The 22,486-nt window shown below is 59.1% G+C and carries 26 protein-coding genes and 1 tRNA gene; 12 read left to right on the top strand and 15 right to left on the bottom strand.

Annotated elements, in window-relative coordinates; genetic code table 11:
• Positions 1–64 precede the first annotated feature (64 nt).
• From PSH96_RS07495 to PSH96_RS07510, 4 genes are all read left to right on the top strand, one after another.
• Complete coding sequence (locus tag PSH96_RS07495; RefSeq protein WP_305458533.1) at positions 65–991, top strand: LysR family transcriptional regulator; 927 nt, start codon at positions 65–67, stop codon at positions 989–991.
• Between the two features lie 14 nt (positions 992–1,005).
• The gene (gene fos / locus PSH96_RS07500; protein WP_305458534.1) at positions 1,006–1,416 is read left to right on the top strand and encodes a fosfomycin resistance glutathione transferase; all 411 of its coding nucleotides are present in this window, start codon (positions 1,006–1,008) and stop codon (positions 1,414–1,416) included.
• A gap of 54 nt (positions 1,417–1,470) precedes the next feature.
• Complete coding sequence (locus tag PSH96_RS07505) at positions 1,471–2,112, top strand: LysE family translocator (protein WP_017137289.1); 642 nt, start codon at positions 1,471–1,473, stop codon at positions 2,110–2,112.
• A gap of 119 nt (positions 2,113–2,231) precedes the next feature.
• Complete coding sequence (locus PSH96_RS07510; protein ID WP_017137290.1) at positions 2,232–2,759, top strand: DUF4142 domain-containing protein; 528 nt, start codon at positions 2,232–2,234, stop codon at positions 2,757–2,759.
• Positions 2,760–2,813: 54 nt separating this feature from the next.
• On the opposite strand, the gene PSH96_RS07515 is transcribed toward PSH96_RS07510, so the two are convergent.
• Positions 2,814–3,239: a low affinity iron permease family protein gene (locus tag PSH96_RS07515; RefSeq protein ID WP_069788520.1), complete on the bottom strand. Its 426-nt coding sequence runs from the start codon at positions 3,237–3,239 to the stop codon at positions 2,814–2,816.
• A gap of 182 nt (positions 3,240–3,421) precedes the next feature.
• Here PSH96_RS07515 and PSH96_RS07520 point away from each other — a divergent pair, with 182 nt between their 5' ends.
• Positions 3,422–4,204, top strand: a complete 783-nt coding sequence (locus PSH96_RS07520; protein ID WP_305458535.1) for an N-acetyltransferase — start codon at positions 3,422–3,424, stop codon at positions 4,202–4,204.
• On the opposite strand, the gene PSH96_RS07525 is transcribed toward PSH96_RS07520, so the two are convergent.
• The 5 genes from PSH96_RS07525 to PSH96_RS07545 all read right to left on the bottom strand — a co-directional run bounded on the left by PSH96_RS07525 (position 4,205) and on the right by PSH96_RS07545 (position 6,868).
• The gene (locus PSH96_RS07525) at positions 4,205–4,705 is read right to left on the bottom strand and encodes a methylated-DNA--[protein]-cysteine S-methyltransferase (RefSeq protein ID WP_305458536.1); all 501 of its coding nucleotides are present in this window, start codon (positions 4,703–4,705) and stop codon (positions 4,205–4,207) included.
• 88 nt (positions 4,706–4,793) lie between these two features.
• Positions 4,794–5,117, bottom strand: a complete 324-nt coding sequence (locus PSH96_RS07530) for a hypothetical protein (RefSeq protein ID WP_305458537.1) — start codon at positions 5,115–5,117, stop codon at positions 4,794–4,796.
• Between the two features lie 74 nt (positions 5,118–5,191).
• Complete coding sequence (locus tag PSH96_RS07535) at positions 5,192–5,602, bottom strand: type II toxin-antitoxin system HicB family antitoxin (RefSeq protein WP_065929088.1); 411 nt, start codon at positions 5,600–5,602, stop codon at positions 5,192–5,194.
• A 22-nt stretch (positions 5,603–5,624) separates the two neighbouring features.
• Positions 5,625–5,807 carry a type II toxin-antitoxin system HicA family toxin gene (locus PSH96_RS07540; RefSeq protein WP_262667269.1) on the bottom strand — a complete coding sequence of 61 codons (183 nt, stop codon included), beginning with the start codon at positions 5,805–5,807 and terminating at the stop codon, positions 5,625–5,627.
• Between the two features lie 167 nt (positions 5,808–5,974).
• The gene (locus PSH96_RS07545) at positions 5,975–6,868 is read right to left on the bottom strand and encodes a LysR family transcriptional regulator (RefSeq protein ID WP_305458538.1); all 894 of its coding nucleotides are present in this window, start codon (positions 6,866–6,868) and stop codon (positions 5,975–5,977) included.
• A 95-nt stretch (positions 6,869–6,963) separates the two neighbouring features.
• Between PSH96_RS07545 and PSH96_RS07550 the strand changes: the two genes are divergently transcribed.
• On the top strand, positions 6,964–8,127 hold the full coding sequence (locus PSH96_RS07550; RefSeq protein WP_305458539.1) for an MFS transporter: 1,164 nt from the start codon (positions 6,964–6,966) through the stop codon (positions 8,125–8,127).
• Complete coding sequence (locus PSH96_RS07555; RefSeq protein WP_305458540.1) at positions 8,124–9,323, top strand: MFS transporter; 1,200 nt, start codon at positions 8,124–8,126, stop codon at positions 9,321–9,323. Before PSH96_RS07550 ends, PSH96_RS07555 begins: the two co-directional genes overlap by 4 nt.
• On the opposite strand, the gene PSH96_RS07560 is transcribed toward PSH96_RS07555, so the two are convergent.
• Both PSH96_RS07560 and PSH96_RS07565 read right to left on the bottom strand, forming a co-directional pair.
• The gene (locus PSH96_RS07560; RefSeq protein ID WP_305458541.1) at positions 9,308–9,616 is read right to left on the bottom strand and encodes an addiction module antidote protein; all 309 of its coding nucleotides are present in this window, start codon (positions 9,614–9,616) and stop codon (positions 9,308–9,310) included. The two genes, PSH96_RS07555 and PSH96_RS07560, sit on opposite strands and share 16 nt — an antisense overlap.
• A 2-nt stretch (positions 9,617–9,618) precedes the next feature.
• Positions 9,619–9,912 carry a type II toxin-antitoxin system RelE/ParE family toxin gene (locus PSH96_RS07565; protein ID WP_026013719.1) on the bottom strand — a complete coding sequence of 98 codons (294 nt, stop codon included), beginning with the start codon at positions 9,910–9,912 and terminating at the stop codon, positions 9,619–9,621.
• Between the two features lie 463 nt (positions 9,913–10,375).
• Between PSH96_RS07565 and PSH96_RS07570 the strand changes: the two genes are divergently transcribed.
• The 5 genes from PSH96_RS07570 to PSH96_RS07590 all read left to right on the top strand — a co-directional run bounded on the left by PSH96_RS07570 (position 10,376) and on the right by PSH96_RS07590 (position 13,559).
• The gene (locus tag PSH96_RS07570; protein WP_056857397.1) at positions 10,376–10,615 is read left to right on the top strand and encodes a DUF6124 family protein; all 240 of its coding nucleotides are present in this window, start codon (positions 10,376–10,378) and stop codon (positions 10,613–10,615) included.
• A 305-nt stretch (positions 10,616–10,920) separates the two neighbouring features.
• Positions 10,921–11,265, top strand: a complete 345-nt coding sequence (locus tag PSH96_RS07575; RefSeq protein WP_305460007.1) for a toxin — start codon at positions 10,921–10,923, stop codon at positions 11,263–11,265.
• Positions 11,262–11,576 carry a DNA-binding transcriptional regulator gene (locus PSH96_RS07580; RefSeq protein WP_305458542.1) on the top strand — a complete coding sequence of 105 codons (315 nt, stop codon included), beginning with the start codon at positions 11,262–11,264 and terminating at the stop codon, positions 11,574–11,576. The genes PSH96_RS07575 and PSH96_RS07580 overlap by 4 nt, the downstream gene beginning before the upstream one ends.
• 794 nt (positions 11,577–12,370) lie before the next feature.
• Positions 12,371–13,282 (top strand): hypothetical protein, encoded by a 912-nt coding sequence (locus PSH96_RS07585; RefSeq protein ID WP_305458543.1) that lies wholly within the window; start codon positions 12,371–12,373, stop codon positions 13,280–13,282.
• A 37-nt stretch (positions 13,283–13,319) separates the two neighbouring features.
• Entirely contained in the window at positions 13,320–13,559 is a 240-nt protein-coding gene (locus tag PSH96_RS07590) for a DUF6124 family protein (RefSeq protein ID WP_305458544.1), read from the top strand.
• A 194-nt stretch (positions 13,560–13,753) separates the two neighbouring features.
• On the opposite strand, the gene PSH96_RS07595 is transcribed toward PSH96_RS07590, so the two are convergent.
• The 7 genes from PSH96_RS07595 to PSH96_RS07625 all read right to left on the bottom strand — a co-directional run bounded on the left by PSH96_RS07595 (position 13,754) and on the right by PSH96_RS07625 (position 22,484).
• A tRNA-Gly gene (locus PSH96_RS07595) sits at positions 13,754–13,827 on the bottom strand.
• 185 nt (positions 13,828–14,012) lie between these two features.
• Positions 14,013–14,897: an alpha/beta fold hydrolase gene (locus PSH96_RS07600; protein WP_305458545.1), complete on the bottom strand. Its 885-nt coding sequence runs from the start codon at positions 14,895–14,897 to the stop codon at positions 14,013–14,015.
• A gap of 305 nt (positions 14,898–15,202) precedes the next feature.
• Entirely contained in the window at positions 15,203–15,895 is a 693-nt protein-coding gene (locus PSH96_RS07605; RefSeq protein ID WP_305458546.1) for a pseudouridine synthase, read from the bottom strand.
• Positions 15,895–16,107, bottom strand: coding sequence for a cysteine-rich CWC family protein (locus tag PSH96_RS07610; protein WP_305458547.1), 213 nt, complete (start codon positions 16,105–16,107; stop codon positions 15,895–15,897). Before PSH96_RS07610 ends, PSH96_RS07605 begins: the two co-directional genes overlap by 1 nt.
• 51 nt (positions 16,108–16,158) lie before the next feature.
• Positions 16,159–17,931 (bottom strand): allophanate hydrolase, encoded by a 1,773-nt coding sequence (gene atzF / locus PSH96_RS07615; protein WP_305458548.1) that lies wholly within the window; start codon positions 17,929–17,931, stop codon positions 16,159–16,161.
• 28 nt (positions 17,932–17,959) lie between these two features.
• Positions 17,960–21,598, bottom strand: coding sequence for an urea carboxylase (gene uca, locus PSH96_RS07620; RefSeq protein ID WP_305458549.1), 3,639 nt, complete (start codon positions 21,596–21,598; stop codon positions 17,960–17,962).
• Between the two features lie 256 nt (positions 21,599–21,854).
• Positions 21,855–22,484 (bottom strand): urea amidolyase associated protein UAAP2, encoded by a 630-nt coding sequence (locus tag PSH96_RS07625; protein WP_305458550.1) that lies wholly within the window; start codon positions 22,482–22,484, stop codon positions 21,855–21,857.
• Positions 22,485–22,486: the final 2 nt, after the last annotated feature.

A 22,486-nucleotide genomic window follows, 5' to 3' on the forward strand; every position in this document is an offset into this window, starting at 1 on the left:
GTTCTCCCAGAGGTTTTGCTGGACTCTAGGCTATTCGTCGCGCAAATTTAAATTCCAAGTTCTTATGCCGAGCATGCAGCTGATGAATGATCTGCGCCGCATCGACCTCAACTTGCTGGTGATCCTCGATGCCTTGCTCAGTGAGCAACACGTCACCCGCGCCGCCGAGCGTTTGCACCTGAGCCAGCCGGCGGTCAGCCATGCGCTGGCGCGTTTGCGTGATCTGCTCGGTGACCCGTTGCTGGTGCGCCAGGGCGGTGCGTTGGTGCCGACTGCCCGCGCCTTGGAGCTGGCCGCGCCACTGGCCGAGGCCCTGGCCCAGGTGCAGGCGCTGCTGGCGCCTAACCGGTTTGAACCCGCGTCGGCCAAGCGCAGGTTTCGCGTGGCAATGTCGGACTACAGCGCGGCGATTTTCCTGCCGGATCTGGTTCGCACGCTGCGCCGTGAAGCGCCTGGCATCGACCTGCAAATCGTCCAGGCCAGCCGCGAAGGTATGGTCGACGGCGTGCTCAATGGCGACCTCGACCTAGCCGCCGGGGTGTTCCCCGATATGCCCGCCGAACTGCGCACTACGCCGTTATTCGAGGAGCATTACACCTGCCTGATTGACCGTGACAGCTTGCCGCCAAACGGTGTGCTGGACCTGCCGACTTACCTGTCACGTCCGCATGTGTTGCTGGAAATGCGCGGCAGCGGCACCCCGGAAATCGAACGGGCGTTGACGGCGATTCGTGAGCGCCGGCATGTGGCGATCAGCCTGCCGCACTGGGGCGTGGCGCCGCAGCTGATCCAGGGCACAGACCTGATTTTGACGGTGTCATCCCGAGGCTTGCTCAACATCGATCAGCAACACCTGCTGGCTGTGCCGCCGCCGTTTCATATTCCTTCGTTTGCGTTTGAGCTGGCGTGGCATGCGCGGCGGGGCGGGGATTCGGGGTTGCAGTGGTTGATTGGGCAGGTGCAGGGTGTATTGTCCGAAAGTCATGGATAACAGGAAAAATAAAAATGCTCTCAGGCCTTAACCACCTGACCCTTGCCGTCACCGACCTGAACCGCAGCATCAGCTTCTACCATGAATTGTTGCAACTTCGGCTCGATGCGAGCTGGGACGGCGGCGCCTACCTGTCGTTGCCCGGTTTATGGCTGTGCTTGTCCCTTGACCCGTTGCGCTCGCCGGCGCCTGCGGCTGAATACACGCACTACGCGTTTACCGCCGATACCGGTGATTTCGCGGCGCTGGTGGCGCGCCTGCGCGCTGCGCAGGTGCAGGAATGGCGCGACAACCGCAGCGAGGGCGCATCGTTCTACTTTCTCGACCCCGATGGCCACAAGCTCGAAGCCCACGTCGGCGATCTGGCCTCGCGTTTGCAGGCCTGTCGCGTCAAGCCTTATGCCGGAATGAAGTTTTACCCGTAGCGGCAGAACGTGCAGAATCCCTCCACCTCATTACCGTCTACTAGAGTCGCGCCCATGACCCTATCCCTGCTGTTCGCCGTGCTTGCTTCGGGTTTTATCTACGGCATTACGCCCGGTCCGGGCGTGCTCGCCGTATTCGGTATCGGCGCTGCCCGTGGCCGTCGTGCCGGGGCGGGGTTTTTGTGCGGGCATTTGCTCGGTGACGTGGTGTGGTGCAGCACGGCGTTGATTGCCATCGTGGGCGCGCGGGAAGTGGGCAGCACCGCCTTTGATGCGCTGGGCGTGCTCAGCGGCTTGTACCTGTTCTGGCTCGGCTGGCGTGCGATTCGCACACAGCGGCGTAGCAGCGATGCACCTCAGGGTGCGGCGCGGCATCCGTTCTGGCACGGTATTGTGTTCGGTCTCACCAACCCCAAGGCTTACCCGGTGGCCGTGGCGACCTTCACCGCGTTGTTGTCCAGCCGTGCCGAGTTGCTGACATGGGCGATGCTGCCGTCGTTGATCTTCCTGAGCTTTATCGGTGGCCTGTTGGCCTATGCCATTCTGATCGGCGTGGTCGGCGCTCAGCGCGTGCGCACGGTGTATCAGCGCCATGAAATCCTCATCACCAAACTCTGTGGCGTGATGTTTATCGGCTTCGCCATCAATGCCCTGGCGCACGCGTTGCCGGGCCTGTTTGGCAGCAAACCGGCCTGATACAGCGACGACCGTTCGTCGCACTGGCAAGTTTTTTCTAAACCTTTGCCGCCCTGAAAATTCGAATTCAGGGCGGGGCGTCTGTTCCCGCACCTATTTTTGACCTGGAGGAACCCATCATGAGCCGCATGGCTATCCGGTTACGCACCGCCAGTTTCGCGATGCTGCTGGGCCTCGGCGCCAGCAATGCTTTCGCCCAGTCGCCTGCTGAATTCATCGAGCAGGCTTCGGCCAAAGGGATGGCCGATATCGAAACCAGTCGCATGGCCCACGCCAGAACCTCGTCCCAGGAAATCAAGGACTACACCATCGAGGTGATCAACGAGCGCACCCAGGCCAACCAGCACCTGGCGGCCATCGCCAAGAAGCTCGACTTGCCGGTAGCGCCGCGCGAGAAGATCGTTGATAAAGCCGAAACCCTGATGCCGGAACTCAAGGACGGCGACTCGTTTGACGCCGCTTACACCGCGCAACAGGTCAAGGAAAACGAAGACGCCATTGCCCTGTTCAAACAGGAAGGCGCGGCGTCGGACGTACCCGAAATCAAAGCGCTGGTGGATGAGACGCTGCCCAAGCTGGAGGAGCGCCTGCAAAAGGCGCGTGCCTTGGCGTCGACCTATGGCAAAGGTCATCAAGGCGACGGTTGAGTCCATCACTTGAGATAGAAAACGGCGGTTGGATGTTCTCCAACCGCCGTTTTTTTATGCCTGGTTCAGATCGGTCTTGTTGGTCACCGCATCGTCAACCACTTCGCCGCAACTGCTGTTAAGACTGACACTGCCTGCTGCGCCGATGCTGCGGTATTCCCGGCGCAGTTTTTCCAGTTCTTTACGGTCCAGGCCATCAAGGCTGAGCACGGCGTTTTGCGCATCCTTGGAGACGCGCAGCAACTCGTCGATCTTGATATGCAGGATGTCGTTGTCGCGGTTTTGCGTATTCTGGATCAGGAACACCATCAGGAACGTGATGATGGTGGTTGAGGTATTGATGATCAGTTGCCAAGTGTCATTGTAGTGAAAATACGGCCCGCTGAGGCTCCACAGGCAGATCAGCGCGACAGCCGCGTAGAACGTGCGGGCACTGCCTGCCCAGCGGGACAGAGATTGGGAGACTGCAGAGAATTTCATGACCGTTGTTCCTTGACCGGTGGGTGATGAAACTATGGACTGCAGACGTGCCTTGAAATTTCTTTTTACATTTGGGGATTTGAACAAAGTTGTGCTCTTTCCTCCGGCTATTTTAGGAATGGGCCTACTCCGGCGTATGAATGGCACGAGCAAGACTGGTTTTTTTATCCGGATGTTCCCCCATGCACGTTAACGCCGCCTGCGACTTGCCCACGCTCTACGGTAAAACCGAAGAGCATTTTTTTGCTGCGGTGTGCTCAACGCATCGCCGATACGGCGGCGGCATCAACGCTTATTTCACGGATGAGTATTTCAGCCCGTTCAATTTATTGTTTATCCAGGTCGGCAGCTCTTTGCCGGATAACGCTTTGGCCGCACCGCTGGCGCTTATCCGGCGTACCACGCAGGCAATACGCGTGGTGATCCATGAAGAAAAGGTCAAAGAGCTGGGTGAGGTGTTTTTGGCACACGGCTTTAAGCCGGTCGAAAAGACCACCGCGATGGTGGGTGACCTGGCGTGCCTGGCGCCATGGGTGGGCGAAAGCGGTGTGCAGGTCCAACTGACGCGGAACATGAATGATTGGGCTGAGCCCTTTGGCAGTGCGTTCATGAGACCGCCCGAGGAGGTCGCGCGATATCAGGCCCGCCATCAGCGGGCCCTGGACGCGGGTCAGACGCTATACCACTTCACCTTGTCCGATGAGTGGCAGGTAAGGTCTTCGCTGGTCTTGTCCCTGTGTGAGGGTGAGGCCCGGCTTAGCGATATCGGCACACTCATGGGGTTTCGTGGCAGAGGATACGCCTCTCGATTGATCCACGCCGCTCTGCTTCACGCGTCGAACCTCGGGGCCCTGCGATGCTTTCTAGAGGCCACGCAGGGTGCCTTCGCGCTGTATCGGCAATTAGGTTTCGAGCCTTTGTACGAGTGCCAGGCCTTTACCCGTGACGCCATTGCAGACGCGTAATCAGAGGGCCAGTTTTGCCTGGCCGCGATCTTCAAGCGCCAGCAAATACTGCTTGGCCTCAAGCCCACCGGCAAACCCGGTCAGCCCGCCCGAGGCGCCAATTACCCTGTGACAGGGCGCAATGATCGAGATGGGGTTGCGGCCATTGGCTGCGCCTACCGCGCGCACGGCCTTGGGGTTGCCGATCTGCTGGGCAATCTGGCTGTAGCTGCGGGTTTCGCCGAAGGGGATGGTCAGCAGTGCCTGCCAGACTTGTTTTTGGAAATCGGTGCCATCGAAGTCCAGCTCCAGATCGAACTGGTTGCGGGTTCCCGTGAAGTATTCCTGTAGCTGGCGCTCGGCTTCCAGTAACACCGGGCTGTCGTCGGCTTGATGCAACTCGCCCAGACGCACGCGATTGGCGCGTTCTGTTTCCCACAGGATGGCAATGAGTTTGCCGTTGCGGGCCACCAGGGTGAGCTGGCCGACGGGGGAGGGCATGAGCTTGTAGTGGTAGGGCATGAGCGGATTCCTTGAAGATGTAGGGGGCCACTATCCACCTTGTGGGCGGTAGGGAAACCCAGTTTCTTGCGGTCAAATTCTACTGGGACTAAATGTTCCAGTGAATCCAGTTACCGGAACCATAGGCCCAAGCGACGAAATAGATGAACCAGACGATCGAGGGCGTCGACAGTGCTACCCATGAACCGAGGTTAAGTAGCGCAAGTGCGGCTGCGCAGAGTGTGATGCCTCGGCTGGCGTTCTGCCTTGAATACCAGACGCCATAGATGGATCCCGCCAGAGCCGCTATCGACGCCATGCTCCTCAGGCCGAAAGGGATTGGCGTCAGCGGTAACAGCAATGGAATGATCAATACCAGCCCCACCACCTTTCTAACTACTTGGTTCTCAGTTTTTTGTACAGGCACGCGCATTGGCTCTGCTCATTGGTAAGACATGTGCGCATTTTAACGAAGGTCGTCTTCGTCGCTTTAGGAGTTTGCTTAAGTCAATGTTCCTGCTGCAGAACCTTTAGTGCTGCCGATGCCAGAAAGCCGGAACGGCTTTTTTCTTCAGGATGATGCAACACGTATTCATCAATTCTATTCAGCAGGTAACCCGGCAGGGTGATATTGAGCTTCTGCGCTTTGCCCAGATATTTAGTGACATCAATATCAACCACGGCCCAAATGCAGCCGGCATATTCCGGGTTGGCCGCGTGCAGGGTGACTTTTTGTGCAGGGGGTATCGGCGCGCCATCCTCTGCGAGGATTTCGAAGTGCCCTTCGATCGCTTCGCGGGCCATGGCCATGGCGTCGTCAAGGTCGTCGCCGGCGGAGTAGCAGCCGGGAATATCCGGCACTTCCACGCCCCAGGCGTTTTCCTGGTCACCGGTTGAAATTGCGATGGGGTAAAGCATGTTTATTGCCCTCCAGGGATGCTCAGCTCAGCAGCGCCTGTTTCAAAATGCTCTTGGCGGTCTTGTCCAACAGGTCTTTCTTTGGATGAGGAATCGTTACCAACCCCGGTTTGGTCGGGTGTTTGAAGTGGTGGTGACTGCCTCGGGTACGCACCAGGTACCCGCCATCCGCAACAATGTGACCTATCAAATATCGGCTATCCACAGCACCTCCTTGTGGTGTGTGTTGGTGGTGACTATAACCACTGAAAATAAATTATCAACACTCTACCTACCGACGGCTGACGATCGGCGTGTCGGTAAGTGCTGAATGAAGTGTATGAGCCTTTGAAAACGGCGTCTTAGAGAGGTATTGCGGGGATTTTCGAAGTGTTACTCGTTGTTTAAGACATGGGCGAGAACGGCGAGAAATGCGTCAGCCAACAGGCTTTTTCTGGCCGCAGGCGTCAGCACCAACAGCTGCGCACAGGCATCCACCTCGACCATGGGTCTATAGGTGACGCCCTTGTTCATCAAGCTCCGGGTACATTCGGGCACCAATGCCACGCCTTGCCCGGCGGCCACCAACGCAATGATCGAGGTGATCTGCCGCCCGGTCGGCCCGGCACGCAGGGGCACGCCGTGGTGTCGGTACAACTGCTCGATCGACTGGTTCAACCCCGACCCGTAATCGGGCGGAAACAGAATCAGCGGGTAAGCACTGAGCTGCGCCAGGCTCACCTGCGCCTGGCCGGCTAACGGGCTATCACTGGAAACCGCCGCCCACAAACGCTCCTCACCCAGCGACAACGCTTGCACGGCCTGGCTTTGCGGCAACAGGCGGCTTAGGCCGACATCCAGGCGCCCATCCGCCACTTGCGCGCCCAGGCTGCCGGAAGCGCATTCCACCAAGGTCAGCTGCACATCGGGAAAACCCTGGGCGAAGGCCTGGATCGCCTGGCTGAACAGGTCCGACAGCGCGATCGAACTGACGTAACCCAAGGTCAGTTGCCCGGCGGTCCCGGCGGCCAATTTACCGGCGATTACCTGTGCCAGTTCCACCTGCTCCAACACGCCGCGCGCATAGGGCAGGAACGAACGGCCCTGGGCGGTGAGGGACACCGTGCGGCTGGTGCGATCAAACAACTTGAAGCCCAACTCCGTTTCCAGCGCCGAGATCTGCCGGGTCAACGGCGGCTGGGCCAGGTGCAGGCGAAGGGCTGCGCGGCCGAAGTGCAGTTCTTCGGCGACCGTCAGAAAGTAACGCAGCTTGCGTAGGTCGAGCATCCTGATCCTTGGGTATTGATCGGTTCGAATTCGGTATTGGTTTAAGACCCGCTGGCCATTCTATAAAGACCTCACAAAATAAAACGAGAGGTTTCATGAAACCGCGCCTGCATTGTGCCCGTCTTGCCCTGTTCCTGTGTGGCTGCGCGGCGTTTCTGAACCTGTATGCCACCCAGAGCATCCTGACCACCTTCGCCGCGCAGTTTCATATCAGCGCCAAGGCGGCGGGCTGGAGTATCACGGTTACAACCCTGGCGGTGGCGATTACCGCGCCCTTTGTCGGCCGGCTGACCGGGCGTTTAGAGCAACGTACGGTCATCGCCGTGGCCGCGCTGTTACTGGCCGTGCCCGCGCTGATGACCGCCTACGCCGGCAGCTTTGCCGAAGTGCTGGTGTGGCGCTTTGTGGAAGGTATGTTGATCCCGGTGGTGTTTGCCACCAGCGTGGCTTACATCGGCGACCGCTGGCGCGGCGCCACGGTGACCGAAGTCACCAGCCTCTATGTGGCGGGCACCGTACTGGGTGGGTTCGCCGGGCGCTTCGTCACCGGCGTGATGACCGAATATGTCGGCTGGCGCGAGGCCTTCGAATTGTTGGCCGTATTGAGCTTGATGGTCGGTGGGTTCATTCAGTTTTTGCTGCCCGATAACCGGCCGCGAGTCGACCGGGTCAAGGCTTCTTCGTCAGGCGTTTTTCGCAAGCCGTTGGTGGCTGCCTACGCCGTCGGGTTTTGTGTGTTGTTCTCCCAGGTTGCGGCCTTTACCTACGCGGGCCTGTACCTTGGCCTACCGCCTTTTAACCTCGGGCCTGCAGCCTTGGGCACGCTGTACATGGTGTTTCTGCTGGCCTTGATCGTGATCCCGATCGCCGGCCGCCTCAGCAAAGCCCGGCCCCACGCCGAGCTGCTGGCCGTCGCTGGCGTGCTTGGCATCAGTGGCTCGGCACTGACCCTGGCGCCGTCGCTGTGGTGCATCGTAGTGGGCCTGGCGCTCAGTTCGACTGGGGTCTTTCTCGCCCAGGCCGCCGCCAACGCGTTCATCAGCGCCACTGCGCAGGGTAACAAGGCGGGTGCCGTGGGCGTTTACCTCACGTGTTATTACCTGGGCGGCAGTTGTGGTGCCATCGTTCCCGCATTGATGTGGGAGCGCTGGGGCTGGGCGGGGTGTGTAGCGCTGATTATCGGTTTTCAACTGCTGACTTTGCTGATCGCCCTGACGGGCTGCAAGCCCCTTAAACCTGAGTTGATCCAAGCCTCATGAACGACGCCATCGCTGTGCCTGCCCGCGAAACCTCTAACCGCCGCCGCTCGTTGATCGCGGGTTGCGGCGCCCATGCCGTACACGATGGCCTTACGGATGTGATCTACGTGCTGCTACCCATTTGGCAGGCGCAGTTCGCACTTTCCTACGCGCAGATCGGATTATTGCGCGGTGCCTATTCCGGGATGATGGCGGTGTTCCAGCTGATGGCCAGCCGCGCTGCGCGGCGCTGGGGGCGTCTGCCGATGCTGGTAGGCGGCACTGCGCTGGCGGGCGTTGCGTACTTATTGGTGGGGCAAGCCACTGGGCTGAGCCTGTTGCTATTGGCACTGTTGCTCGGTGGTTTGGGCGCCAGCACCCAGCACCCATTGGCCTCTTCGATGATTACTGATGCTTACGAGAGCGGCGGCGGGGTAAAGCAAGCTCTGTCTCAATACAATTTTTCCGGCGATATCGGCAAAACCCTGATTCCGGGTTTGGTCGGCTTGCTGCTCACCGTAATAAGTTGGCGCGCCAGTGCCACACTGTTGGGGTTGCTCGGCCTGGCTGCGGCGGGGTTGTTGTGGTGGCTGGTGCCTGCGCAAGTAGCCGAATCCGCGTCTACAAAAACGGCCAAGCCGACTGGCGGAACGGGCTCTGTCACCGGCCTGCGCGCGTTGATCCTCACCGGCACTCTCGACAGCGCCGTGCGCATGGGCTTTCTTACTTTCCTGCCGTTTCTGTTGCAAGCCAAAGGCGCGGGAACTGCAGGCATCGGCCTGGCGTTGACGCTGCTGTTTATCGGTGGCGCCTTCGGCAAATTGCTCTGCGGCTACCTGGGTGCCCGCATCGGCATGATGAAAACCGTATGGCTGACGGAAACCAGCACGGCGCTGCTGATCATTGCCGCCGTGTACCTGCCGCTGCATGGACTGATGGTGATGCTGCCGCTGCTAGGGTTGGTGCTCAATGGCACCTCCTCAGTGCTGTACGGCGCCGTGCCGGACCTGGCAGCGGCGGGAAAACGCGAGCAGGCGTTTGCTGTGTTCTACACCGGTACGATCGGCGGCGGCGCGCTGGCGCCGGTTCTGTTTGGTGGTGTGGGCGATGCACTGGGCGTGCCGGTGGCGGTGATGGTATTGGCGGGCATGTTGTTGGTGACGTTGCCCTTGGCGTGGGTGGTGCAGCGGGGGTGTGTGCCTCAGGCAATCGAGTGATTGCAGGAGTGTCCAGGCCGAGCCAACAGATCAATGCCAAGTGAGTGCAGCACCTTCAGAACCGTTTCAAAACGCGGTTTTGCGCCCGGGGCAAATGCCTTGTACAAGCTCTCGCGTCCTACACCCGCATCAGTGGCGATCTTTGTCATGCCACGGGCTTTGGCTACGTAGCCTACTGCGCGAAGAAACTCCTCGTTGTCTCCGTCTGCCAGCACCTGAGAAAGGTATTCGCTGATGGCCTCATCACTGTCGAGCAGCTCGGCCATATCAAATGTCGTCAGTGTTTGAGCCATGATCAAACCTCCTTTGCTAATTTTTTTGCTCGCCGGATATCGGCCTCTTGTGAGGACTTGTCGCCACCTGCCAGCAAGATGACGACCTCCCTGCCGCGCAGGGTGAAATAAACGCGATAACCTGCACCTACGTCTATCCGCATCTCTGAAACGCCGCCGCCCAGCACCTTGAAATCCCCCAGATTGCCCACACTGGCGCGCTCGATACGTCGAGCAATGGTGATTTTTGCTCGCAGATCGCGAATTGCCGAGCACCATTGAGTGAAGGCTTGGGTTTGCTGGATCGAATAACGCACGGGGCCTCACAGAGTTTCACTGTATCTAGTTGGATACGGGTTGGCAAGAGACATGTCTGTGTCGAAGGCTGGGGAGAGTGATGCGAGGGCGTGCCGGTTTCAAACGTTCTTCAGGGTTTTCCTATTGCCAGAATTTACAGTCTGAAGGAGAACGGTACGGCGGTCCTGAATGTTGCGTTATTGCCTACACAACACTCAGAATCGTCTGAGTTGTACGCCTTGGACGAGCCCTTTAAGGTTCGTCTGCCGCTGCCCATCAGCGGTCGGGTTTAGTAGCCCGTTGAAAATTTATCCGGCGTACGGCTGTCCCTACTGTCAGGCACTTTCATGTCTGTGCTTATTGGTAGCTGTACGTAGGGCGTCTTCGGGCGCGCCGGTTTTCGATGAATTTTCCCGGTCTACTAACCTGCGTACAGCTGCCACCCTTACCCTTTGGGTGGTGGTCCTTACCGAGGATCAACAGATGTGTACTGACGCCTGTAACCCCACCGCTACCCTGTTCAGCGTCCGCCCCGAAGCCAACACTGAAGCCTTGCTCGCCAACGCCTACGAAACCATTGCCGGCGCGGGTGCCATGACCAACGAGTTCGCCGAAAGCCTGCCTTCTCAGCATCGCTACCTGGCCTTGGCCATTCAGCAAATGATCGAACTGGGGCTGATGCTGGTAGAAGCGGCGCAAGACCGCGTCGACCGCGCCGCGTAGGTTTTTCACACCCTGCAACAGGCTTGCCTTCCCGGGCCGCACATACTAAGGGGAAGGGGAGCCATATTTTAGGTTCTGCGTGAAGGTTGCGTTTGATTGATAAGCGCCTGTTCAAGCGTTTAGTGGAAAGCATGACCCAAATGGAGGCGATTGTTCGTAGCGAGCGTTCGTTCCCTCTGGATTGTGAGTCAAATCAGTGGGTTTCATTAGAGTCCGCCCTGGTCATCCTGACGTCATGCGCACGCCGTGACAGACGGTCATGGGCCGGTTATTTAAATGTAAGCAAATTGCGTATACTTATGCCTATGAAAACGGTCTTCTTCGAAACCAAAACCTTTACCGCTACCGTCGGTGAATATCTGACTGACGATGAGTACCGACGGCTTCAGAAGGAAATGCAGGCCAATCCCGAGACGGGCGATGTGATGCCGCGTACGGGAGGCTTCAGAAAGCTCCGTTGGCAGGACGCTCGTAGGGGCAAGGGGAAACGTGGTGGGCTTCGTGTCATTTACTACTGGTTGCTTAATGACAACCAGTTTTGGATGTTTGCGATCTACGATAAGGATGAAGTGGCGAACCTTACCGCTGATCAGGAGAAGGCCCTGAAAGCAGCGATTGATGCAGAGCTGAAAAGACGAGGTGGGAAATGAAAAAGCGCGATCTGTTTGGGGAGTTGATGCAGGGTGTTGGCGAGATGGCTGAACACCGACAAGGGAAGATCACCCTTCGTCAGTACGAAGTGGAGGCCCTTGCACCACCAGAGGTGACGGCGGCTGAAATCGTTTCTATCCGTGAAAAGTTGCACATGTCACAGCCAGTATTCGCCCGACAGATCAGGACCAGTCCTGATACGTTGAAAAACTGGGAACAATCCAAGTCCAAGCCCAATGCTCAGGCTGCACTGTTGATTAAGCTGGTTGAGCGCTTTCCGGATATGGTTGAGCGGCTGAACGCCGTTTGACTCGCTGAGAGCCCCGAATTTACCGGGCGTATAGCTCATGTGGGCACGCGGGGAGTGATGCGTAACACGAGGGGAAAGCAGGAGTGGAGCGGGTAGAGGAAATCGAACCGAACTCTTATTCCCCTGTATTTGCTTAATGTTGTGTAGGTGTGTAAGTCAAGATAGCTATTTAATTCTATTGAAATCAAAAAATTATAAAAAGTCTCGTATTGTGTTGTCAGTTTTCGAACGCAAACCTAGGTGCAGCTTGGTAGATCTCTCTCAGCGCTGAGCCCGGGTTAGGTAAACAAGGCAGGGTATGGAAGTAGGTATGGGGTCTTCGAGTTTAGATATTATAGAAAACTCATAACTTAGAATGAGATCATGACTGGCGAGCGTTACCTCTATGCGTCAGTGTTTAAGAAGGTAGCAGTAGTGATTCTGACGAGGACTGTGCGGACTCAGCTAAGGCAGTGATAGCAGGGGCAATGCGCGAGCATGGAAAGCTGATCACACCCCTATCAGTGCCTGATATTGTGGTTCTCTTGGAGTCAAAGGAAGAAGGTTCGGATCCGAACAGCTATTTGTTTGAAAGAGTCGATGAGTTTCTGTTGGGCCTTGGACGATAGTGCTGATGAAAGCGTGGGCGTGGAGGTGCATGCTCTCGCAGTACGGGCATTGTCGCATGAAGTGAGCGTGCGTTTGGGCGGGGGACAGGTTTGAGAATCGGGTTCAACCCAATCACAGCATTTTAATAATTGGGTGGGAGGCGATGACGCCTTCGCCACCTTACTACTTGGTGTTCAATATAAATTATGGCTTCCATTTATCATTACACATCTGGATCGGCTCTTCTTGGCATCATTAGTAATAGTGAGTTTTGGGCGACTGACATCAATTTTCTTAACGATCATCAGGAACACATTTTTGGATACAATGCCTGTATTGAATATATCAAGGAGTTGATGCGAAAAGAGGATGATCCTGGTTTTGGTGAGCCGCTGAAATTGCTGTATCAGCAATTAATTGATGCTTCCAAACGGAACGTGATTGATCGTCAGACGTATATTGTCTCTTTCTCGAAAAAAAGCGATAGCATTGCTCACTGGTTTAGTTACTGTGAAAAAAATCAAGGTTACTGTATCGAGTTCGAAGAAAACACCTTTTTAGACGCTCAAGATGAAAAAGTCTCGTCTGATCTGTTCGTGAGATTTGAAGATGTAAACTATGGTGACTCTGAATCATTCAGTGTTGGATTGGGTGAGGTTGTATCTAGGGATTCGATTTTATCCAGTATGCTGGATGCGCAAAAGACCGCGGGTGCATTAAAAATCAATGTCCAGGATAAGAGTAGTCAGCATGCTGAAAATTTTCTATTAAAAGTGTGCACTGAATTGATGCAAGAACTGCTTGCTAAGATCATCATCTCTAGCTGTTCGTATAAGGGTGAAGGGTTCCTCCATGAGTCAGAGAAACGGCTAGTGCTTGTTCAAAACGAAATGACTCCAAGAGAGGGTTCTGGGCCTTCAAGGATGAAGTTCAGGGAGCGAAATGGCGCTATTTTTCCGTACACGCCTATCAGTTTTAACAAGCACAGCATCAAAAGCATTCTGATAGGCCCATGCTCGGACTATGAATTCAAGCGAGCAGGACTGCTCAAGCTTTTGAAATCCCAAGGCATTGAGTGCGAAGTGAAGCAATCCGCTAGCTCTCTACGATTCACCTGATCCGGGTGTCAGTACGTAACGTGAGGAGGATCAACAGATGTGTACTGACGCCTGTAACCCAACCGCGACCCTGTTCAGCGTTCGCCCCGAAGCCAACACCGAAGCCTTGCTCGCCAACGCCTACGAAACCATTACCGGCGCGGGTGCCATGACCAACGAGTTCGCCGAAAGCCTGCCTTCTCAGCATCGCTACCTGGCCTTGGCCATTCAGCAAATGATCGAACTGGGGCTGATGCTGGTAGAAGCGGCGCAAGACCGCGTCGACCGCGCCGCGTAGGTTTTTCACACCCTGCAACAGGCTTGCCTTCCCAGGCCGCACATACCAAGGAGAAGGGGAGCCAGATACCCTGCATCGGAGCAGGTCGCTCACCCATGAAGCCAAATTTAGAACATAAAAAAACCGGCCACCAAGGGCCGGTTTTTTTATGCATCTCCCGCCAGAACCAACCTGACGCAAGACCAAAATATAAGTGGAGCGGGTAGAGGGAATCGAACCCTCGTCGGAAGCTTGGGAAGCTACTGTTCTACCATTAAACTATACCCGCTCAGAGCGGCTGACTTTGTACCAGATGTTCGCCGGGATTTGAAGTTTTTCTTCGAAAAATGTGTGAGTTGGGTGCATCAAGCTTTTGTGGGAGCTGGCTTGCCTGCGATTGCATCACCTGAGTGTGACTGGCACACCGCGACGCCTGCAGCGCGGGCAAGCCAGGCTCCTACATAAGCCTGGGCTTCAGACAGCAAACGCATGCTGCGTCTGGCCCTGGTGATAACGCAACCGACTCACCTGGCGTTCTGGTTTCAAAAAGCCCACCACCGCATCCCGGCTGTCCCTGCAGGCCGCCTTGTGTTCCATGTCCAGAAAATGCCCGGTCGCCTGGATGGTGCTGAAGCTGCTGTTGGCCACGTGCTGGCCAAACAGCTTGGCATCCTCGGCGCTGGTGTATTCATCCCATTCGCCATTCAAGAACAGCACCGGAATGTCGATCTGCCTGGCGGCTTTGAGGTAGCACAGCCGGTCGCTGTTGAGCACATGGCTGATGTGGAAGTGCATCTGCCCGTATTCACGCTCGGCCAGGCCGCTTACGTGCTTGTAGTTGAAGCGCTTGAACAGTGACGGCAGGTGTTTGCCGATGGTGCTGTTGACCAGGTGGCCGACGTTGTGGCGGTCGAGGTTGCCGAGGTAGTCGACACCGCGTTCGAGGTAGTCGCGCATGGGCGTGTTGATCACCGGCGAGAACGAGCTGATCACCGCCTTTTCCACGCGGCGCGGGCGGTGGGCGAGGGCGACCAGGGCTGCGGCGCCACCCCACGAGAACGACAGCACGTGTTCGGCGCCGAAGTGCTCGATGAGTTCCAGCAGGATCTGGCCTTCGACTTCCTTGGTCAGCATGTGCTCATGACGGTTATGGATTTTGGAGCGGCCAGCGTAGGGCTGGTCGTACAAAACCACATTGAATTGCGGGTACAGGCTTTTCACGGTTTGAGCGAAGGATGCCGTGGTGGCCATGGAGCCGTTGACCAGGATGATGGTCTTTGCAGCAACGTCCGCGCGATAGAACTCCGTGTAAACCCGATACTGACCCTGTATATCCAACACAGCGATTTCTGGCCTCATGTCGTAAGACTCCTGGCAAGCGGGTAGGGCGCGCAGATCACTCTGCACGAGCTTTATGACAGGTAGGCATACGCCTGGAAGATGAGGGCCCATGTCGGTCCGATAGCGGCTGGCCGACGGCTGTTGTCAGGGCGGGCTGTTTGCCTGAAAGGCCCGTAGATCAAGCGCGGGCGGGGCAAGGTGTTTCTTGGAGGTTATGGGGCGACTCGCCAGTCATCATTTGGCTGACGTCTTGATTCAAGCAGCACGGGCGCCAGCTCGCAAGGCGCCACGCTGGTTTTTTGCCATCACCGGCTGAACGGTCGTCAGACCTGTCGGATTTCTTCGTCGGTCAGTTCCCGATATTCACCCGGCGCAAGGGTGGCATCCAGCAGCAAAGGCCCCATCCGCTCACGGTGCAGGCCGATCACCTTGTTATCAAAGTGCCCGAACATGCGCTTCACCTGGTGGTAGCGGCCTTCGATGATGCTCAGGCGAGCGGTCCTTGGGCCGAGTAGCTCAAGGTCGGCGGGCTGGGTGGTGAGATCTTCAAAGGCGAAATACAGGCCCGCGGCAAAGGTCGCTGCATACTCAGGACCAATGTCCTGCTCGGTTTCAACGAGGTAAACCTTGGGCAGTTTGGTCTGGGGTTGGGTCAGGCGCCGCGACCATTGGCCATCGTTGGTGATCAGCATCAGCCCGGTGGTGTTGAAATCCAGGCGACCGGCGATGTGCAGTTCGTGCTTGTCCGGCTCAACCAGCCAATCAAGCACGGTGGGGTGCACCGGATCGGCGGTCGCGCTCACGCAGCCTTGGGGTTTGTGCAGCATGAAATAACGCGCCGGTTTGCCGGCTTGCAGTACCTCGTCATCGACACACACACGGCTGAATGCTCGCACGTCATGGTGCGGGTCGGTGACGGCCACGCCATCGACCGTCACCCGTCGCTCAACCAGCAGCACACGCACTTGTTGGCGATTGAAGCGCGGCAGGTTGCTGAGGAAACGATCAACGCGCATTACGGCTGTTCAGCCCCACGCAATCGCGCATCCACCTGCGCACAGCGTGGGCACAGGCAGGCCTTATTGCGCAGTTCATCGGGCAGCGCTTCGAGCACCGCCGGGTCGATGGTGACGGTGTAGCACCAACAGGCTTGGTCGGCGGTGCGTGGGTCGGCCAGGGTGCAGTCGTTGCGGGCACCGCAGGCAGGGCAAAGAGTGGGTGTGGTCATGGCAGTTCGGGCTGTATCGCGCAGTTCCCTGCACGATACAGCGCCGCCCCGCTATTGCAAGCTGCGCAGGTAGCCGCGCCAGCCGCCGAAGTGGCTGATGTCCACGGCGCCGGTCAAGCCGTAGGGCTCGCAGATGAAGCCGGTTTCCCAGCGGCCATCGGCCAGTTGCACCTTGCCCAAACCCAACGGCGCAGGGATGCCGGTGAGGAAGGAGCCGAGTTCGCGGCTCGGCAGCTCCCACACCTCCACCTCGATGGCCACACCGCCCTCGCTCACCCGCAGCATGCCGGGGCGATAAGGCGGCCCACCGGCCAGTGCGAACAGTTGATAGTCGGCCGAGCTGTGGGTGCGCTCCAGCAGGCGCGCGCCACGCCGCACTAATTGGCCGTTAAGCGCCAGCCCTTGCAGGTGTGCGCCGCACACCACCAGCCGCGTAAGGTCATGATCGGCGCTGCCGACAGGCACAGGCAGCGACGTGTCGTGCTGGCGCTGCAACGCATCCGCCACGCCCAACAGGTATTGGTCGGTAAATGCCCGGCCAAACAGCGTCACACCCCAGGGCAAACCGTTGCGCATAAAGCCGCTGGGCACGGCGACGGCGGCGTAGTCCAGCAGGTTCATGAAGTTGGTGTAGTAGCCCAGTTCGGCATTGCGCAGCACCGGTTCGGCGCGCAGTTCTTCCAGCGTCACCGGGCGGCCGATGGTGGGCGTCAGTACGCAGTCGAGGCCTTCGAGCAAAGCATCGCACTGCGCTTTCAAGGCTTGCAGGCGGTACTGGGCGCGAAAGGTCTCCACGCCGTTCACCGCAGGCGCCTTGGCCAGCACCGCACGAATCACCGGCAGCACGGCCTCGGGGTTCTGCTCCATCAGTTCGCCGGCCACGCTGTAGCGTTCGGCCACCCACGGCCCCTCGTAGAGCAGGCGCGCGGCTTCAAGAAAGGGCGACAGGTCCAGCGTCACCGGCTTGCCACCCAGTGCCGTCAAGCGGTCGATGGCCTGCGCAAACAGCTGCGGGCCTTGCTCGCAGCCGAAATACTCCAAGTCTTGCTCGCGCGGCACGCCAAAGCGAAATGCGCGGGGTGCGCCAAACGCCGACGCATCATTCCACGCCGGGTTTGCTCGGCTGTACGCATCCAACGGATCGAGCCTGGCGGTCAACGCCAGTAACTGGCTGGCCTCGCGCGCAGTGCGGGTAAAGGTGGTGACGCAATCCAGCGTGCGGCACGCCGGCACCACGCCCGCTGTGGAGATCAAGCCTTTGCTCGCCTTGAGCCCCACCAGGTTATTCAGCGCCGCCGGCACTCGCCCGGAACCGGCCGTGTCGGTGCCCAGGGCAAAACTTGCGACACCCAAAGCGACGGCCAGCGACGACCCGGCACTGGAGCCGCCCGACGGGTACTCCGGCAACACGCTGTTGGGGCACGCGCCATACGGCGAGCGGCTGCCATTGAGCCCGGTGGCGAACTGGTCGAGGTTGGTCTTGCCCACGGGTACCGCGCCCAGGGCGATCAACTGCTCGACAATGCTCGCGCTGCGTTGCGGCACATAGGCAAATGCCGGGCACGCGGCGGTGGTGGGAATGCCGGCTAAATCTATGTTGTCCTTGATCGCAAACGGTACGCCGAACAACGGCAAGTCAGCCGGTTTGCGAGTGTCCAGTGCGGCCAGGTACGGCTCCAGTTCTGACTCGGTCAGCAGGTGGATAAACAGGTGATAGTCGGGGTTCAAATGCGCGGCTTTTTCGCGCAGTTGCCGCAGCACGTCACGGGGTGTGGTATCGCCGCTCAGGTAGGCATTGCGCAGGTTGTCCAGTTGCAGGTTCATGGCTTGTCCGCCTGTAGAAATAGAAGAGTCAGTCACGTTCGAGCACCGCCACCCGTTGCCCCGCGCCGATGCCGCTGCCGGGTTGCACGGGGATCTCGCGCACAGTGCCGGCGAACGGCGCCACCACCGGGATTTCCATTTTCATCGACTCCAGAATCACCAGCACATCACCGGCCGACACCTGCTCACCCGTCGCCACCTGGACTTGCCAGAGGTTGCCGGCGATAGGGCTGTCGACACTGATTTGGTTGGCCTGCAACGGCGTGTCAGCACCTGGTGGTGCTGCGAGTTCTTCACTGTCGAAATGCGCCTGGCCACTGGCAATCCAGCGCTCACGCTCGGCATTGAAGGCGTGCTGCTGATGCTCACGAAACGCGCCAATGCTTGCGGCTTCGCGCGCGAGGAAATCCTGATACTCCGCGAGGTTCAACTGGCCGTGCTCGATGCTCAATTCAAATCGGCCCAACGGAAAATCGCGCCGGATCTGCACCAGCTCATCAGCCGTCACCGGGTAAAAACGGATCTGGTCAAAGAACCGTAACAACCACGGCTTGCCATCAAACGCCGCGACTTCCCGGTAGCGGTTCCACATCTGCAAGGTGCGCCCCACAAACTGATAGCCACCCGGGCCTTCCATGCCGTACACGCACAGGTAGGCGCCGCCGATGCCCACCGAGTTTTCGGCAGTCCAGGTGCGGGCCGGGTTGTATTTGGTGGTCACCAGGCGATGGCGCGGGTCCAGCGGCGTGGCCACCGGGGCGCCGAGGTAGACGTCACCCAGGCCCATCACCAGGTAGCTGGCATCGAACACCGTGTGGCGCACTTCGTCGAGGTTGGCCAGGTCGTTGATGCGGCGGATGAACTCCAGGTTGCTCGGGCACCACGGCGCGTCCTTGCGCACGGTGGTCATGTATTTTTCGATCGCCAGCTGGCACGCCGGGTCGTCCCACGACAGTGGCAAGTGCACGATGCGCGAGGGCACTTGCAGGTTGGGGGTGGCGCACACGGCAGCCCATTGCGTGGTGATCAGCACCAGCAAATCGGCCAGCGGCAGTTGTTCCGGCTGGTAGTGGATTTGCAGGGAACGGATGCCTGGGGTCAGGTCGATAACGCCCGGCAGGGCGAGAGTTTCCAGGGCTTGCATGAGTGCATGAGCGCGAAAGCGCAGCACCAGGTCCAGCTCGGGGGCCCCGATTTCCAGCAGCAGGTGAGTGTCGCCCGCGAGGCGGGCGATGAGGCGGGTGTCGCCTTCACCCACCTCCAGCACCACAGGCGATCTGATCTTAAGTGGGCCACGGTCAATGTGGGAGCCGGGCTTGCCCGCGATGGCGTCACTGCGGTCTGCCTGAGGTAGCGAGTTGGCTGTATCGCAGGCAAGCCAGCTCCCACATTGATCCCATTTCAGGGCGAGGTCGCGGGCGGTTTTGAGGTTCACGGGTTCGAACCGCAGTTTGTCCCCGGCCTTGAGTTGCCCCAACTGCCAAAGGTCCGCCTCGATCACCGTCACCGGGCACACAAACCCACCCAGGCTCGGCCCATCCGGCCCCAGGATCACCGGCATGTCCCCGGTGAAATCCACTGCGCCGATGGCATAGGGGTTGTCATGGATATTCGACGGATGCAGCCCCGCTTCGCCACCGTCTGTGCGCGCCCATAAAGGCTTGGGCCCGATCAACCGCACGCCGGTGCGGCTGGAGTTGAAGTGCACTTCCCATTGGGTGGCGAAGAAGGTGTCGATGTACTCAGGCTTGAAGTATTCCGGCGCGCCGTGCGGGCCATAAATCACCCGGAGCGTGCGCACCGCTGGCAGTGGTTCAGCGATCAGCCGTTGCCCGGCCTCGGCATCTGTCAGTGGCAGCAAATGCAACACATCGCCCGTGCGTAACGCGCGCCCGGCGTGCCCGCCGAACTGGCCGAGGGTGAAGGTGCTTTTGCTGCCCAGGTAATCCGGCACTTGCAACCCGCCGCGCAGGCACAGATAGCTGCGCGCACCTGCTCCAGTAATAGTGCCAAGGCTCAACACCGAGCCTGCTTCAACCCGCAACGAGGTGTTCATCGGCACTGGCCGGTCATTCAGCAACAGCGCAATGTCTGCACCCGTGACAGCGACAACCGCCGCGCAATTGAAACGCAACAGCGGGCCATTCATGGTGATTTCCAGCGCCGCCGCGCCGTCGTCATTGCCCAGCAGGCGATTGCCCAGGCGCAGTGCGCGGCTGTCCATCGGCCCGGAGGGCGGCACGCCGACGGCCCAGTAGCCGAGGCGGCCGGGGTAGTCCTGCACACTGGTTTGGGTGCCGGCGCTGAGCACTTCGAAGGTGCTGGCGCTGTAGACCAGGCCTTCCAGGCAACGCGTCCACGGGCGGCCGCTGGCAAACGGCGTCGCCAGCAGGATTTGGCGCAGGTAGCCGCGGTTGGTTTCCACGCCGTAGAGCTGGCTGTCGCTCAAGGCCTGATGCAGATTCAGACGCGCCTGTTCGCGCGTCGGCGCCCAACTGATGAGCTTGGCGATCATCGGGTCGAAGTACGGCGGGATCTCGCAACCGGCTTGCACCCAGGTGTCGATTCGCAAACCTTCAGCCGTCGGGAAGTCCACTCGGGTCAACAGCCCTGGGCACGGCTGGAAGTCCTTGCCGGGGTCTTCGGCATACAGCCGCGCCTGAATCGCGTGGCCCTGAGGGCGCAGCTTCAATTCACTCAACGCGGGTAATTCACCGGCCGCCAATTGCACCATCCAGCGCACCAGGTCCACGCCCCATACTTGTTCGGTGACGCCGTGTTCTACCTGCAGGCGCGTATTCACTTCGAGGAAGTAGAAGCGGCCATCAGCGCTGTCAAAGATGAATTCCACGGTGCCGGCGCTGCGGTAATTGACCGCTTTGGCCAGGGTGATGGCGGCCGTGCACAAGGCCTCGGCCATGCCTTCGGGCAGGTTCGGCGCGGGCGTTTCTTCGAGCACTTTCTGGTTGCGCCGTTGCACGGAGCAGTCGCGCACGCCAAGGGCGATGACTTCGCCCAAACCGTCGCCGAACACCTGCACTTCCAGGTGGCGGGCGTGCTCGATGTATTTCTCGATAAACACACCGGCGTCACTGAAGTTGTTTTGCCCCAGGCGTTTGACCGCCTCGAAAGACTCGCTCAACTCGGCGGCACTGCGACACACGCGCATGCCGATGCCACCGCCACCCGCGGTGCTTTTGAGCATCACCGGGTAGCCCACGGTATAGGCTGCCGGCAACGCGGTATCGAGGCTGTCGAGCAGCTCGGTGCCTTCCAATAATGGAATTTGATGCTGCTTGGCCAAGGCCCGCGCGGTGTGCTTGAGGCCGAATACGCGCAGCTGTTCCGGCGTCGGACCGACGAAGGCAATCCCCGCATTTTCACAGGCTTGGGCAAAGGCGGCGTTTTCCGAGAGAAAACCATAGCCGGGATGAATCGCCTTGGCGCCACAGGCCTTGGCGGTGGCGAGGATTTTTTCAACCGCCAGATAGGTCGCCGCCGCCGCGCCTTCGCCGAGGCTGTAGGCTTCGTCGGCTTGCTGGATATGCAGGCTGGCTGCGTCGGCTTCTGCATACACGGCGATGCCTTTGACCTGCAGCTCGCGCAAGGTGCGCAGGATGCGGCAGGCGATGGCGCCACGGTTGGCGATCAAGAGTTTTTCGAACATGGCAAAACCCTGCGGGCCGTCCCGCAAAGTGAGGGAGCACTGCGGTCGTCCGCAGTGCTAATTCTGAAAGCAATGAAGAGCCAAGTGTGGGAGCGGGCTTGCTCGCGAAGGCGTAGTGTCAGTTACCGATGCACTGGCTGACCCACCGCATTCGCGAGCAAGCCCGCTCCCACAGTTGATCGCTACTGTTTTCGGATGCATTGCCCGGCTCGGGACTGGCACAGGGCGAATAACCACTTACGCAGGTGTTTCATTTTCAGTTCCATACCAGTACCTCCGCAGGGGTCGGGTTGTAGCCATTGCATGGGTTGTTCAGTTGCGGGCAGTTGGAGATCAGTACGATCACGTCCATCTCTGCGCGCAGGTCGACGTACTTGCCGGGCGCGGAAATGCCGTCTTCAAAGGTCAGCCCGCCGTCGGCGGTAACGGGCACGTTCATGAAGAAATTGATGTTCGGCCCGATGTCGCCTTTGCCCAGCCGACCGTCGTGGGCGCAAGCGCGCAGGTAGTTGTCGCGGCAGCTGTGCATGTAGCGTTTTTCCAGGGCGTATCGCACGGTGTTGCTCTCTTGGGCACAGGCGCCGCCGAGGGTGTCGTGGCGCCCGCAGGTGTCGTCGACGATGGTCAGCATGGGCTGGCCGAGGTTGGAATACAGCACGCTGCCGGTGCTCAGGTACACGCGGTTTTGCCGACGCAGGGTGCGCTGCACGTCGTAGCGCTCCTTGGGGTTTTTGCGGCTGTAGAACAGCGTGTCGACGGCCTGGTTGCCCTCCAGGTCGAGGATGCGCAGGGTCTGCCCGGCGCTGACTTCCATCAGCCATGGCTCGCCGGCGGGAATGGTGGCGCGGTACACGGCCGCCTCGGGTTGTTTCAGTGCAGTAGACATGG

It is taken from the genome of Pseudomonas sp. FP2338 (assembly GCF_030687515.1).
In the GTDB taxonomy this organism is placed as follows: Bacteria; Pseudomonadota; Gammaproteobacteria; order Pseudomonadales; family Pseudomonadaceae; genus Aquipseudomonas; species Aquipseudomonas salomonii.